Raw genomic sequence first — 14,224 nt, 5'->3', positions numbered from 1 at the left:
ATCAATTAGCGCTTAGTTAATTGATTTAATTCTTGTAATTCCTTTTCTTTAAAGGAATTAAAGTTTCTCTTTTCAACTGTATAAATCTCTTCTTTTATAAGACTAGCTTTAAATTGAGCATCTAAAAATTGAATCTCTTTATCCAAAACTTTGATACTTAGCTGAATGCATTTCTCTCGCTGAGCCGTTGGTAAATCATCACGGTGTTTCGGTTCTTTATGTGGATTTTTTGTATTATCGACACGAACTCCATAACTTAGTTCTAATTCATCTAATTGATTATATAATTCATCTAATTCTTCTCTTTGCTTCATTATTGAATTGACTTCTGAGCTTGTGATAGTAGGATTAGTTAATTTGAAATGAGCTAGTTCCGCTGCATAAGCCTCATTTTTTGTACCTGTATTTGCAAACACAACAGTGGATACTCCCATTAGTAGGCCAAGGGATAACGTTGTAATAATTATTTTTTTCATATCATTTTATTCCTTCCATTGTTTAGTATAAATAAAATATTTTTCGATCTCTTTATTGAGACGTTTTTGTCATTTCCATAAACCTTTCTTCAATTTCATCCAATTCGAATGAATGACATATTCTACGGTCTTCTTTATCTAAAATTCTATAGTGTTGAGATAGAACATTTTGTTGTATTTTATAACCGTTTACTTCTTTTATTTGTCGCCACCACAGCTTTCCTCCTAAAGTCTTCGGGAAGTTAGTATTGTAATGTGTAAAAGCAATCGTTTTTATAATTTCATTCACATCATCTCCGAATGTCATCTGGACTGTATCACTCTGTTCAAAGAGTGTTACGACACAAACTGCGCCTGTCCATGTTAGAGTGCGTCTTCCTTTTTCGATTTCCACTAATGTTTTCTTCGATAAACCGATAATTTCTGACATTTTATCCTGTGATAAATCGCTCTCAACACGAATGAGTTTTAATTTTGAATTGACGAGTTCAATAAATTCTTGCTTATCCATAATGTATCTCCTTCTTTCTTGTAGTGTAAATTTACACTAAAGGTGTAAATTTGTCAATAATAGTGTAAAGAGTTACTTTTTGCTTTTTTGATCATGCTAATTAATATTTCATTTTTAGTTTAAGAAAATGTTAAGAAACCATACGAGTTTTTATTTTCGAATCGTGAGTAAATGAAAATAGTGATGAAGTTTTTCGGGAAACGAAAGAGAACATAGTGAAAATTATGTTCTCTTTCGCTTTTTTTAGTTAAAATGGGGTGTACATAACAAGGATATTTTAAGTGGAGTGTTATATTTGGGAATTCTTATCATAGTAGGATGTCTATTAATAGGCATCTTTTTTATTGGTCTAAGTATTTATAGGTTTGTAAAAGAATTAAAAGAAAAAGATTCAAAAAAAGATAAATGGACGGTATTGGCACAAAATATTTTAGAGCTATTTTGTGATCCGCTGCACGGAGCACCGTTCTACTTTTTAATTGGTGCGCTCTTTTTTGTAGTTGGGCTTTTATTTCTCTCTATGGGAATGGGCTGGGTTGAAATTGATTAGTTGGCGCTAGAGCATTAATTATATACAAGTATGTAAGAGGTATATTAGTAAAAGTATTTCATAGTGGTAGTGTTAAGAAGGAGAGAGTAAATGCCAATTATAAGAGATATCCGATTAAGTTTTCTAAAAAGAAAAGAGCATATAAGTAGTTTAGAGACATTAAAATTAACATCCTCAAGCAACTATGATGAGGAGCTATCTTTTTTTAAAGAAACGAGCTGTATTACTTCTTTATACGAGCGACATATGTCAAAGTTAAGAACAGACTATGAAAAAGTTATTTTGATTTACTGTGTGGATGATATTTCATTATTAAATCAGTGGGAGAAGAAATATCGAATTTTTCCTGGATATATGAATGTGTTTGTAGAGTATGGGAGTGTAAATGATTTTCCATATTTATCAGATAGAGAGAAAAAAGAATTAGCCCTTCAAATCGTTCATACTGAAATGAAGAGTTTAGCTGTGGAATGTGATTGGGATATAGAGATGTTAGAAAAAGCATACAATAAGGTACTGGATTTGGATTATAAAAATGAACTTGTATATATAAAGAAGAGTAGTCCGAATAAAAAATATGTATGTAGTATAATTTGGCAGTATGAAGTGGCTTATGCTGATATGTACTTAGAAATAAGGGAGTATAGAACGAGACGGTTAATCAAAAAGGAAAAGCTTATTAGAGAAGAAGATATGTATAAAATGTTTAATCATATTAGTGACGTGGCTTGGAAGTTAAACCATAAAGTGATGTTGATGAACGACAAAGGAAAAACTATGTGGATATTAACCTTTTTAGAGAAAAACAATCCAGCTAGTTTAGTTTGGAAGATTGAAAGAATTGAGGAAAGTTGATAAAAAAGAGCTTGAAACCATTCAAGCTCTTTTTTATTACTATTTATATCCTAAAATATGCTCAACCTCATGCACACTTAATTTACTTGCCTTAGCAATCGTTTCAAGTGGTATACCAAGATCATACATATTTTTAATCATTTGAATTTTTCCCTGCTGAACCCCTTCTTTTCGACCCTTTTTAATGCCTTGTTCAATGCCTTGTTCAATCCCTTTTTTTATTCCTTGTTCCATTCCTCTTTTTATTCCTTCTGTCTCTGCGTGGGCGAATTTTGCTGCTTCATCCATTAAAACTTTCTCCCTTGCGTCATAGGCTTGTCGGAAAGAAGAATCTTGACTCATACGTTCCCATTTATTTATCGCTTTTTGTAAAATAGGATCTTGGTTCATAGCAATATCCTCCAATGTTTTAGTTAAGTGCTCATCCTCATTTGCTGAAAGTAATAAAAGCCAACGAGCAAATGGATCTTTCCACGGATTTACTTTTTCTTCATGCTATTGTTCTGTTAACTTTGGAATTTCTACAATGTGAATTTCTATGTCATCACTCAAGAGTTTCTGTTGTTGTGTATTCCATAATGTGCCCGTTGTATGAAATTCTTTGTGATCTGAAAACATTATGAAGTTCAATAAATTAATGGTGATGGTTTTATGAAGCGAACTGTAAGGCATACCTTTTTGTAATCGGGATGTGTATAATTTTCCCCAATAATATAAACTACGTTTTATCATATCGTGATTATTATTGAGCTGTATTTCTACATTTACTTTTGTTCCTGTGTTTAATGTCGCTGAAATGTCTAAAATAGATAACTTATCCTCTTCATATTCCCGATGTAAATGTGGATCTTCTAGTTGTAGAGAAGCAATGGGCGACTCTAAAGACTCTTGTAACATAGCGTTTAAAAATGCAATTAGAATATCTTCACTACCATTCGTACCAAACAATTGTTTAAATGCAAAATCAATGCGTAAATTAACTAACTGTTGGTTGAACACAGCTTTTCCTCTCCCTTGTATCAGGTTGTTTCTTTCTTTCATTGTACCTAAAAAGAAATAGGCCATGCAAACAGGCCCTTCTGCTATTTTGTTAGTAGTATTATTAGAAATTGAAAGGCAAGTATGTCTATGTTATACTCTAGTGAAATTGGATGGATTTTGAGTGTGAATGAAATTTAAAGGATAGGAGAACTCATAATAGATGAAAAGAAGAAGAAAGTCCGGAGAAAAGATACAAATGAACCGATTTACATTCCCTTTATGTTACGGAAGTGAAGCACCATCTTATTACTACGAGGTAGCGGCTCATGAAAGAGAGGGACGCTTCTATTTAACATCAGATCTTTGTGTAATGGACGATGAACATTATTTTATTAGAGGCTGTTTAGAGATTCCTATAATTGATTACCACGAAAATTTCATCTGGACTGTGTGGGTATCACTTAGTAAAGAAAGTTATGATAAAGTACTAGAAGAGTGGGATGAGAGAGGACGAGAGAATAGTGATCCTCATTTTGGCTGGTTATCTGTAGAAATACCAGTTTATCCAGAAACACTAAATTTAAAGACAAATGTACATATAAGAGAAGTTGGAATGGCACCGTATGTTGAATTAGAGCCAACCGATCACCTTTTAGCGATAGAACAAAGAAATGGAATTACTTTAGAGAGAGTTAAAGAAATACAAGAAATTATACAACGACATAATTAGATTAGAAGAAAAAAACGAGTGATATCACTCGTTTTTTTCATTACACAACATTAGGATTATAAATCATCGTAAAGTGCGCTTGTAACAACTCAATATGACACGGTGTATGTAGAGAGCTTTCACCATCTGTATCTACTTCTTTTTCTTCTTCTGTTTCAATATGAATGGATTTAGCTTTGACGTGGAAGATGTCATTTTCATTTGAGTCTTCAAATAGTTTCTTTCCGATATAATCTTTAAACGCTTGAATGCCTGTTGATTTGACTACGAAAATATCAAGTGTTCCGTCATCACATTTTACGTTCGGAATAAAGGATGGGATACCCCCGAGATATTCACCGTTTCCAACCATAACAAGGACAGCTTCATCTTCATACACTTGTCCGTCGTAAGTAATTTTTACTGGGAATGGTTCAGCATTTTTTACAGTTCGAATGGTGCTTAAATAGTAACCAATTTTACCAAGCTTTGCTTTCTCTTCTGCATCAATATTGTTTGATACTTCAGATACGAGTCCAATGCCCCAGAAGTTTAAGAAGTGTTGTCCGTTTGCTTTTGCGACATCAATTGGTTTTACATGTCCTTTTGTAATGAGTTTCGCTGCTTCTGCAATATTTTGCGGAACACCAAGTGTGCGAGAGAAGTCGTTGCAAGTTCCACCTGGAATGATTGCAAGTGTAGGTCTAGTTTCAAGAGAGGCTAAGCCGTTTGTGCATTCAAATACAGTTCCATCACCACCAAAGACGATAATTAAATCTACTTTACTAGCAAACTCCTGACAATATTTTGTTGCATCACCTTGCTTTTTCGTATGAAGGATATGTAGGTCAGGAAAAGCTGTGGCAAGTGGTGGTACGATTTTTGTTAAGTTCGTATGTAAATCGCCTTGTCCTGCTTTCGGATTTACGATGAGGAGTACTTTTTCAAATTTTGTTTTTGTCATTCTTCATCTCTCCCTTTGTTTTTATAAATTACGGTAGAAATAAAACTTCCACCAATAATGCATGGAAGCTTATTTGATCCCGCTATTTGCGGGCCAATAATCATTGGGAATGGAAAAAAACCCCACTGATTAAGGTTTCACTTTATTATATTATTCCGTTACAACTGAAGCGATAAATGGTAAGTTACGATATTTTTCTGCGCAGTCGATTCCGTAGCCAACGATAAATTCGTCTGGAATTTGGAAGCCAACATACTCAGCTTTTAAGTCCACTTTACGGCGTTCAGGTTTATCAAGTAACGTACAGAATTTCATTGCTTTTGGTTTATGCATGAAGAAGTGATCTTTTAAGAAGTGAAGTGTTAAACCAGAATCGATAATGTCTTCTACGACAATTACGTTTTTTCCAGTAATGTTTACATCGATATCTTTTAATAGTTTTACTTTTCCAGTTGTTTCTGTTTGATTTCCGTAGCTAGATGCAGAGATAAAGTCGATAGTTACTTCGTTTTTAATATGACGAATTAAATCAGCAGCGAATACGAAAGATCCTTTTAATACAGCGATTACAACGATTTCTTCTCCTTCAAAATCACGTTCGATTTGAAGCGCTAGTTCTTTTACTTTTTCTTGTAATTGTTCTTCAGAAATTAAAGTGTCTTTTATTTCAATTTTCATTTGAATCCTCCTACAGTGTAAAACTTGTGAACATTTCGACTGTAAAGGATAGAAAGAAAAAAGTCAAAGAAGATATAAGGTTTTTACAGAAATCCCCACAAAATAGTCAGGTGATATGATATACTGATAATATTAAGAAAACGCTTCCAAAAAGGGTGATTATGATGAAAAAGAAACAGTATACAAGTGTAACATTTATAAAAGCATTGCTTTTAACAATTGTTCTTGGTATGTTGGCTTACATAATTGATGTACCTGCAATTCGCATTTCACTAATTGGAATGACTTTAGTATTAGGCGCAATTTCCCATGGTATGATGTCGCAGCTGCAAGAGGCTGGACTTGATGATATGAAAGATTCTATAGATAAGAAATGAGAAACCTTCACGTATATAGAGTGAAGGTTTTTTCGTTTCTTACAAAAATGTAAGGTGATTTGTAAGACAAATCGATAGTTGCATAGTAGTGTTTTGGATAAACTATAAGTGTAAGGTAAGAGGCAAGCATATTTTAGGTAAATTAAGTTTTAGGCACTCTATATGTGAAAAAGGAGTAGGAGGGCATGGAGAAACATTGGACGACCTTTTCTTTTTTAGCAACTAGTAACACCGTAATGCTAGCTGGAGAAATGGATTTTTTGCAGATGTTTGATCGAGAAGACGATCATTCTTCTTCTAAATTTACAATGAAATGGAGTAAGTGGAGCGATAGTTGTAAATTGGAAGAAGAGGCCCCTAACGAAAGGCAAAAAATTATTTTAACAAATCCTATTAAAGCATGGGTCGTTCAATGTCGTAAGTGTAACGTCAAAAATCACTTCAAGAAAACTGAGCCGAGACAATTAGTTATCACTCCGGCCTTTTCTACTTCTCACTCACGCGAAAGTAACAAATAAATATCGAGACACACACCCGAAAAAACATCGTATATATTACGGTGTTTTTTTATTTTTCTAAAATGAAATCTTTAAATGAAATATATTTCATCTGCATCTTATATTTACATCTGTTGTTTATTCTAGTAATACATCCGATGCGACGTGATGTAAAACGTATAAGAGGAGAGAATGAAAATGAAAAAAAAACTATTACCAATTTGTGCAATGGCACTTTTAACAGTAGGATATTCTTCAGTAGCGAGTGCTTCTACTGGAACGTTAACAAAAGAAGAAGCGGCGCAAGTGCAGCAAGATGCAGCTAAAAAAGAAGAAGCAATTAAGGTACAGCAAAAAAATGATGTAGAGAAAAAGGAAGCGGCACAAGTACAAGAAAAAAGTGATATGGCTAAAAAGGAGGAAGCAATAAAAGCCGGGCAAAAGAATGATACGGCTAAAAAAGAAGTAGCGCCACAAGTGCAAGAAAAGGAAGCTATTGCAAAAAAAGAAGCAGCAATTCAGGCCGGGCAAAAGAATGATGTAGCGAAAAAGGAAATAGCAAAACCAGCTGTAAAGGGAGAGAAATTACCAAATACAGCATCAAATAATGTAGCAATGATGGCATTAAGTGCATGTCTTGTAGCAATAGGCACATTATTTGGATTGAATCGTCGTAATAAAGTGAAGGCATAAAAATAAAATCTTTATTAGCCTATAAAGAATGGGATAATTTCATATATTAAAAATGGTAGGATGTCCCTACCATTTTTTGCATGGAGGGATTAACAGTGACGATTCTAAATCGTATTGGGTTTACGTTAATGATAGTAGGTCTATTAATGGGAGCTTTTTATTCTTTTGAATGGTATAAAGGAAAAAGTTCTGCACAAGATTTGACGACGGAAGAGATTGAAAATTTTGAACAGCAAACAGCCAAGCAGCATTCTAGCGAAGTACCAGTAAACGCGCAAATACCTTCTTCTCAAATACAACATAAAGAAGGAGAAAAGGTAGCAATGTTAAATATACCGAAAATAAAGAAGAAGTTTTCTATATATTGGGGAGCGAATGATGCAACTTTGAAAAAAGGAGTTGGTATGTTCGTTAGTGATTTAACGACAACGCCATCTGGAGGAGGACATACTGTACTGAGTGGGCATCGAGATACTGTATTTACAGAGTTAGGGGAGTTAAAAGAAAAGGATAACCTTATTTTGGAGTATGATAATAAAACTTACACATACGAAATTCAAAAGAAATGGATTACACATGCGGATGATCGCACTGTTATTGTTAAAAAAGAAGAACCGACATTAACATTGACGACTTGCTATCCATTTGATTATATAGGGGATGCACCGGATCGATATATTATCGAGGCGAAGTTAACTGGTAGTTATTCAAAATAAAGTGAAACTTTAATCAGAGGGGGTCTTGTCCATCCCCCCTCTGATTATTAGCCCTCACCAATGGGCTTTTACGGGAAGTTAATCTCCCACTTAAGTTCCTCGCATGTGCCGAATTTTGAGGTGGGAGTCTTACCGCCCGCAAATAGCGGGATAAAATTGTAGTTTCTGAAAGCGGGAGGGGGATACATAAGTTATGTCAAAGAACATTTTAATTGTTGAAGATGAAGATATATTACGTGAAATATTAAAGGATTACTTTTTGAGTGAACAATATAAAGTGCTTGAAGCGAGAGACGGAAAAGAAGCTTTAGTCTTATTTGAAGAAGAAGAGGTCGATTTAGTTATACTTGATATTATGTTGCCAGAACTTGATGGATGGTCCGTTTGCCGAAGGATTCGTAAGACGTCCGGGGTTCCAATTATTATGTTAACGGCACGTGTAGATGAAGATGATACGTTACTTGGGTTTGAGCTTGGGGCAGATGATTATGTTGCGAAACCATATAGTCCGCCTATTTTATTAGCGAGAGCGAAGCGATTATTAGAAAGTAGAAAAGTTATGCAAAAATCTACAGAGAATGAAGATGACACATTAGTTATTCGTGGAATTTGTGTCCACTTCCCATCGCGTACTGTCACTGTTGATGGAGCGCATATTACTTTAACACATACCGAGTTTGAAATATTAGTGTATTTCATGAAAAACCAAGGAATTGTTCTAACAAGAGAGCAATTAATTTCAAGAATTTGGGGATATGAGTTTGCTGGGGATGATCGCACAGTAAATAGTCATATTCGTAATTTGCGAAATAAATTAGGAGAGAAAGCAAAGTACATTATAACTGTAGTGCGAACCGGTTATAAATTCGAGGGGAACATATGAGAAAAGGGATTGTACTTAAATTATTTACCCTTACAACAGCTCTATGTATGTTGATTTTAGCGACGATATTTATTGGACAAACGATATTTTTTAAGCAATATTATGCGAATCGAAAAGTGGAAGATATTAAAGTGAATTTAAATTCTTTTGAAAAGAACTATTTAAATTATGCAGGAAGTGCAGATGGAATTCAGAAGCTGGAGCAAGACTTTTTAAGAGAAAATAATACGTGGATTACAACATTAAATCAGAATGGGAATTTAAAACATGCGGATGATTTTTATGTGGAGATTACTTTAGAGCGTTTGGCAGAGAAACAATTTGGACAAAAAACAATCACTATTCCTCTGTATAACCTCATGAATATAGATGAGATTGAAAGTAGGATACTACCTAGTTTGGTAGGAAAAAAGGTTTATTTTAGTGGTTTGCTAAGAAATGACAGTTTCATCACATCATATTTACAGTCAGCAGAGGGGAGTTTGAGTTGGGCTAATAAACCACTAAGTAAGAAGTTAGCTGAAAGAGAACTTAAGGCAAGTGAGGAAAAGCCAAAAGTAGCACAAGATTTAATCGGTGAGGAAAGAAAAAAAGTTGCTGGGAATTTGAGTGATTTGGAGAAGAAGAGGGTTGCTCAAAATTCCGATTTCAATATAAATGGGACAATTACGAAAGTGCAGCCTTCTGATGGAACAGTTCCCGTAAATCCAATTTATAAAAACAATTTATTTTTGGATAATATAAAAGAATTTCAAGCTGATTTATTACTAAAAGAAAGCAATCAAATAAAATATGCAACACAAACAATGGACTATGAAAAAAATGATATAAAATATAAATTATTAATCAAACCAATAAAAGAAAAAGATGGATCGGTGACATACATATACGCGATGGCTTCTTTACAGCCTGTCGATGAGGCTGTGCAAATGGTGCAAGATTATTACATTTACATTGTTGCGTTTGTAGTCGTTCTTATATTTCTAGCTTCGTTCTATTACTCAAAACAAATCGCAAAACCGTTATTAAAAATAAATGATACAACGAAGAAAATAGCGCATTTAGATTTTACAGAAAAAATTCCGATTACTTCAAAAGATGAAATTGGTGATTTATCGCAAAATATTAATACATTATCTAATAAACTACATTCACATATTGGACAGTTAGAACAAGATATTGAAAAAGAAAGAAAGTTAGAAAACACAAGGAAAGAATTTATTGCGGGTGTATCGCATGAACTAAAAACGCCGCTGAGTATTATGAAAAGCTGTATTTCTATTTTAAAAGATGGGGTAGCTGAACATAAAAAAGATTACTATTTTCAGGCGATGGAAAAAGAAGTAGACAAGATGGATATACTAATTTTGGATATGCTTGAATTAGCTAAATTTGAGTCTGGCACATACAACATGAAGATGGATTCTTTCTATATCGATGGAGTGATTGAAGAAATATGTGAACAGCTTTCATCAGAGATAGAGAAAAAAGAACTGAGTGTGCACAAGCATATATGTCCAGCTGAAGTGGTTGGGAATCAAAATAGAATTGAACAAGTCATCGTGAACTTCATTACGAATGCAATACGTTATACACCACATAAAGAAGATATTATTATTTCCGTAATAGATGAGAAGAATCATATAAAAGTGTGTATTGAAAATAAAGGTGCTCACATTGAAGAAGAACAATTAGATAAAATTTGGGATCGTTTTTATCGTGTGGATGCGGCACGGAAACGTTCACAAGGTGGAACAGGGCTTGGCCTTGCAATTTCAAAAAATATTTTAGAACTACACAATGCTGAATATGGGGTGAAGAATACCGAAGATGGTGTGTTATTTTACTTCTATTTACCGAAAAAAGCGTAGACAATCATGTTACGCTTTTTTAATTTGTTTTCATATTATCTTTACCTAATCTTTATTTTGGAGCAGTATAATTTGGATAGAAAATGAGGTTATGTAAGGAGTAGATTAGCCGTGAATAGCAATTTACTAGGTGTGATGGTATTTATTTTCTTGTGTGCATTTATTGTATTTATTATTGATATTACGATATGAAAAAAGAGCGCTAATTAAGCGCCCTTTTTTTGTGTATTCATTTGATAAGCACCGATGCTTTTGAATAAGCGTGGTGAAGTTGTAAATAAAAGAATTAGTAATACAGTACATAGTATGAAAGAACCGATCATGGTACTGCCGTTTACAATTAATGAATATAGCACAGCTGATTGTCCTTTCGGTGCATATTGTCCCCAGAAAATAATACCAGCGATAAAATGACAGAAATAGCGTGCAAAGCTACCGACAAATGTTGCAATGATAATGTAAACAAGTGCTTTTTTTCCTTTGTTTTGTTTTGGTTTATCTTTGCGACTACCAAAACTTGAATGCTCTGCATTACTGATGTCTGAGGCAAGTGCTTTTTGAATTGGACGATAGAATAAACCAGCAAAGCCGATAAAGGCAAAGGCAATGAAGTACTCAATGAATGCTTGAACTGGTGTTAGAATGTAAGCATCGCCTACGACAATTTGTAAAAGCCCCCAAATTAAGCCTCCTAAGAAAGCCCTTTTGAAGCCCCAGCGGTATGCGATAATAAAAATAGGAATCATAGCAAATGAGATGGAACCGCCTGTTGGAAGTTTAATTGATAATGGTAGAATGTCGATAATCAAGGCGAAGGCTGCAAGAATAGCAGATTCGATCATCGCTTGTAAATTGGTGTTACGCATGTTGTCTCCCCCTAAATCCAAGTTGCACAAAAAAGAACATTATCATAGGAGGATACGAAATACGTAAATAAAAAAAGAGGTGTGTATTTCGGACGTTTGCACAATTCCTGCGTTAGCATTAACTAACAGGTTCGAAGGGTCGGAACGAAATGTTCCCTCTCAGCGGCAAGGCTCCCCCTGTGATAACGAGATTCTTTATTTGTTATTATTTATTGTAAGTGAAATGGATGAGAATGGCAAATATACTTTGTATGACAATTATTGAAATAGAATTGTATTGAAATGTTAATAAATATGAAGCAAAAAGATATAGTCCAAGTGAAATAGAGTATGATATAATTTCTTTGAAAATAATTATCATTCTCTTCTGAGGGGGAAGGTTATGAGCTTAGTAGATATTAAAATTGGTGAGAAAGTGTTAGTAAAAAGTATTCAGTCGTTAGATCAGTTATTAAAGCGTAGATTAGCTGCTTTTGGTCTGGCGGAAGGAAGCGAGCTTCGCATAAAACAGAAAGCGATGTTTAAAGGTCCTTGTACATTGGAGTGTCGTGGGCAGTTAATTAGTATTCGTCATTGTGACGCGAAAATGATAAAGGTGGAATTAGCGTGAATAAGGTTGCTTTGCTAGGGAATCCGAATACAGGGAAAACATCATTATTTAATGCACTTACTGGTTCTTATGAGTATGTAGGAAACTGGAGCGGTGTAACAGTAGAAAAGAAGGTTGGTAAATTAAAAGATAAGCAAGGAACATTAATTGATTTACCAGGCGTGTATGATTTGAATCCAGTTTCACGTGATGAAGGTGTCGTTACGAATTTTCTACTAACAGATGAATTTCATCATATGTTAAATATAGTGGATTCTTCTCAATTTGAGCGAAATATGCATTTAACATTGCAATTACTTGAATTTGGTAAGCCCGTTTCAATTGGTTTAAATATGGTTGATGTGGCAAAGCAAAGAGGAATTGTGATTAATGTAAAAAGGTTATCAGAAATATTAGGTGTAACAGTCGTTCCTGTCATCGCAAGGACCGGAAAAGGCTGTGAAGAATTACTTACTACTCTTCATGAAGAGAAACAAAAAGAGAAAAAGCCATTCATTATTTCATATGGTGTACAAATGGATGAAGGAATTGGAGAGGTAATCGCTCTTTTAGAGACAGCGAATTATGAGCATCCGAGATGGTTAGCCCTTCAATTTCTAAGCAATAACGAAGTAGTAGAAAAAGAAATGAAAGCATTACCAATTTATAAGGAACTTATGGCCATTCGATCTCGTTTAGATGGAAAACTTGATTGTACGTTGGAGGAGCACATTTACAAGACTCGTGAAGCGTATATTGAAAAGTTAAAAACAAATGTTATGCAGCATGAGAAAGAAGGGAAAATTCCTTTCTCGGAAAAAATCGATCAGTTAATTACACATAAAATTTTAGGACTTCCAATCTTTTTAGCAGTTATGTTTTTTATTTTTCAGGTTACGTTTACGTGGATTGGTACACCTTTATCTGATATGCTTGATGGATTTTTTGGCGGACAACTTACTGATTGGGTTACAGCTGGGCTCACAAGTGTTGGGGCTTCTGACTTTATTCAAGCACTCGTTACAGAAGGTATTATTGCTGGTGTTGGTGCGGTATTAGTATTCGTTCCACAAATCTTTGCACTATTCTTCTTCATTTCATTATTAGAAGACTCAGGATATATGGCACGAATTGCAGTTGTTATGGATAGAATTATGGAGTTTTTCGGTTTAAACGGAAAAGCATTTATTCCGATGATTATCGGCTTTGGATGTAACGTTCCAGGTATTATGGCAGCGAGAACGATTGAACAAGAAAAAGAAAGGTTACTTACAGTTCTTGTAACACCGTTTATGTCTTGTTCGGCACGTTTACCTGTATATGCATTATTTGCGGGAGTTTTCTTCCCTCATAGTCAGGCGACTGTTGTGTTCTCTTTATATATCGCAGGGATTGTTCTTGCATTACTCGTTACAAAAATTATGTCTCTTACTATTTTAAAAGCAGAAAAATCTATTTTTGTAATTGAGCTACCACCTTACCGTGTGCCGCAAGCGAAAACGTTATGGCTCAGCACGTGGGAGAAAGGTAAAGGATTTGTTCGTAAAGCGGGTACATTCATCTTCGGTGGTTCTGTTGTCATTTGGTTATTAAACTATGCAGGTCCATCAGGATTTGGTGTTGATATGGGAGACAGTTTCTTAGCGATGATTGGTGGATTTATTGCACCACTTTTTGCACCGCTCGGTTTTGGAACGTGGCAAGCTGCGGCATCCCTTTTAACAGGATTTTTAGCGAAAGAAGTTGTCGTTTCTACGATGGCAATTATTTATGCGGTTAAAGAAGATGTGCTAGGAAATGTAATGGGAGCACATTATACTGCGCTATCAGCCTATGCATTTATGTTCTTTATTTTATTATATGTTCCGTGCTTAGCGACAGTAGCTGTTATTAAACGTGAAACAGGATCGATGAAATGGACAGTTTTCTCTGTCGTTTATCCGCTCGTTGTTGCTTATGTATTAACGCTCATTATATACCAAGTTGGGTCCTTACTCGGATTCTAGAA

Annotated in this window: 16 protein-coding genes, 1 pseudogene and 1 riboswitch; of the genes and pseudogenes, 11 read left to right on the top strand and 6 right to left on the bottom strand. The window is 34.5% G+C overall.

The window, feature by feature from the left end; genetic code table 11:
• Window positions 1–5: 5 nt before the first annotated feature.
• Together MKY70_RS25070 and MKY70_RS25065 are read right to left on the bottom strand one after the other, a co-directional pair.
• On the bottom strand, window positions 6–476 hold the full coding sequence (locus tag MKY70_RS25070) for a hypothetical protein (protein ID WP_341025962.1): 471 nt from the start codon (window positions 474–476) through the stop codon (window positions 6–8).
• A gap of 52 nt (window positions 477–528) precedes the next feature.
• Window positions 529–987 (bottom strand): helix-turn-helix transcriptional regulator, encoded by a 459-nt coding sequence (locus MKY70_RS25065; protein WP_060750113.1) that lies wholly within the window; start codon window positions 985–987, stop codon window positions 529–531.
• A 295-nt stretch (window positions 988–1,282) separates the two neighbouring features.
• Between MKY70_RS25065 and MKY70_RS25060 the strand changes: the two genes are divergently transcribed.
• Together MKY70_RS25060 and MKY70_RS25055 are read left to right on the top strand one after the other, a co-directional pair.
• The gene (locus MKY70_RS25060; RefSeq protein WP_060750120.1) at window positions 1,283–1,537 is read left to right on the top strand and encodes a hypothetical protein; all 255 of its coding nucleotides are present in this window, start codon (window positions 1,283–1,285) and stop codon (window positions 1,535–1,537) included.
• Between the two features lie 90 nt (window positions 1,538–1,627).
• Entirely contained in the window at window positions 1,628–2,392 is a 765-nt protein-coding gene (locus tag MKY70_RS25055; protein WP_060750112.1) for a hypothetical protein, read from the top strand.
• Between the two features lie 39 nt (window positions 2,393–2,431).
• Here MKY70_RS25055 and MKY70_RS25050 read toward each other — a convergent pair.
• Window positions 2,432–3,391 (bottom strand): annotated as a pseudogene (locus tag MKY70_RS25050) (Rpn family recombination-promoting nuclease/putative transposase).
• Between the two features lie 202 nt (window positions 3,392–3,593).
• On the opposite strand from MKY70_RS25050, the gene MKY70_RS25045 reads away from it, so the two are divergent.
• Entirely contained in the window at window positions 3,594–4,103 is a 510-nt protein-coding gene (locus MKY70_RS25045; protein ID WP_341025959.1) for a DUF2199 domain-containing protein, read from the top strand.
• A gap of 40 nt (window positions 4,104–4,143) precedes the next feature.
• On the opposite strand, the gene MKY70_RS25040 is transcribed toward MKY70_RS25045, so the two are convergent.
• Together MKY70_RS25040 and hpt are read right to left on the bottom strand one after the other, a co-directional pair.
• Window positions 4,144–5,046 carry a diacylglycerol/lipid kinase family protein gene (locus MKY70_RS25040; protein ID WP_002089189.1) on the bottom strand — a complete coding sequence of 301 codons (903 nt, stop codon included), beginning with the start codon at window positions 5,044–5,046 and terminating at the stop codon, window positions 4,144–4,146.
• 150 nt (window positions 5,047–5,196) lie between these two features.
• Window positions 5,197–5,724, bottom strand: coding sequence for a hypoxanthine phosphoribosyltransferase (gene hpt, locus MKY70_RS25035; protein ID WP_341025957.1), 528 nt, complete (start codon window positions 5,722–5,724; stop codon window positions 5,197–5,199).
• 161 nt (window positions 5,725–5,885) lie between these two features.
• Between hpt and MKY70_RS25030 the strand changes: the two genes are divergently transcribed.
• From MKY70_RS25030 to MKY70_RS25005, 6 genes are all read left to right on the top strand, one after another.
• Complete coding sequence (locus MKY70_RS25030; protein WP_000976189.1) at window positions 5,886–6,101, top strand: hypothetical protein; 216 nt, start codon at window positions 5,886–5,888, stop codon at window positions 6,099–6,101.
• Between the two features lie 185 nt (window positions 6,102–6,286).
• On the top strand, window positions 6,287–6,619 hold the full coding sequence (locus MKY70_RS25025; protein ID WP_088031457.1) for a hypothetical protein: 333 nt from the start codon (window positions 6,287–6,289) through the stop codon (window positions 6,617–6,619).
• A 177-nt stretch (window positions 6,620–6,796) separates the two neighbouring features.
• Window positions 6,797–7,291 carry an LPXTG cell wall anchor domain-containing protein gene (locus MKY70_RS25020; RefSeq protein WP_088031458.1) on the top strand — a complete coding sequence of 165 codons (495 nt, stop codon included), beginning with the start codon at window positions 6,797–6,799 and terminating at the stop codon, window positions 7,289–7,291.
• Window positions 7,292–7,386: 95 nt separating this feature from the next.
• Window positions 7,387–8,007: a class D sortase gene (locus MKY70_RS25015; protein WP_341025956.1), complete on the top strand. Its 621-nt coding sequence runs from the start codon at window positions 7,387–7,389 to the stop codon at window positions 8,005–8,007.
• Window positions 8,008–8,200: 193 nt separating this feature from the next.
• Complete coding sequence (locus MKY70_RS25010) at window positions 8,201–8,890, top strand: response regulator transcription factor (protein ID WP_088031460.1); 690 nt, start codon at window positions 8,201–8,203, stop codon at window positions 8,888–8,890.
• The gene (locus MKY70_RS25005; RefSeq protein ID WP_341025955.1) at window positions 8,887–10,761 is read left to right on the top strand and encodes a sensor histidine kinase; all 1,875 of its coding nucleotides are present in this window, start codon (window positions 8,887–8,889) and stop codon (window positions 10,759–10,761) included. Before MKY70_RS25010 ends, MKY70_RS25005 begins: the two co-directional genes overlap by 4 nt.
• Before the next feature lie 206 nt (window positions 10,762–10,967).
• Here MKY70_RS25005 and thiT read toward each other — a convergent pair whose 3' ends face one another.
• Window positions 10,968–11,627 carry an energy-coupled thiamine transporter ThiT gene (gene thiT / locus MKY70_RS25000; protein WP_131246916.1) on the bottom strand — a complete coding sequence of 220 codons (660 nt, stop codon included), beginning with the start codon at window positions 11,625–11,627 and terminating at the stop codon, window positions 10,968–10,970.
• An 86-nt stretch (window positions 11,628–11,713) separates the two neighbouring features.
• Window positions 11,714–11,815: riboswitch (TPP riboswitch) on the bottom strand.
• 194 nt (window positions 11,816–12,009) lie between these two features.
• Between thiT and MKY70_RS24995 the strand changes: the two genes are divergently transcribed.
• Window positions 12,010–12,237, top strand: coding sequence for a FeoA family protein (locus MKY70_RS24995; protein ID WP_000060510.1), 228 nt, complete (start codon window positions 12,010–12,012; stop codon window positions 12,235–12,237).
• A complete protein-coding gene (feoB, locus tag MKY70_RS24990) occupies window positions 12,234–14,222 on the top strand; it encodes a ferrous iron transport protein B (RefSeq protein ID WP_341025953.1) in 1,989 nt (662 codons plus the stop codon). The genes MKY70_RS24995 and feoB overlap by 4 nt, the downstream gene beginning before the upstream one ends.
• The last annotated feature ends 2 nt before the right edge of the window (window positions 14,223–14,224 follow it).

The organism is Bacillus sp. FSL R9-9492, from assembly GCF_038007365.1.
GTDB lineage: Bacteria > Bacillota > Bacilli > Bacillales > Bacillaceae_G > Bacillus_A > Bacillus_A mycoides.
This window is presented reverse-complemented; position numbering and strand designations above follow the sequence as displayed.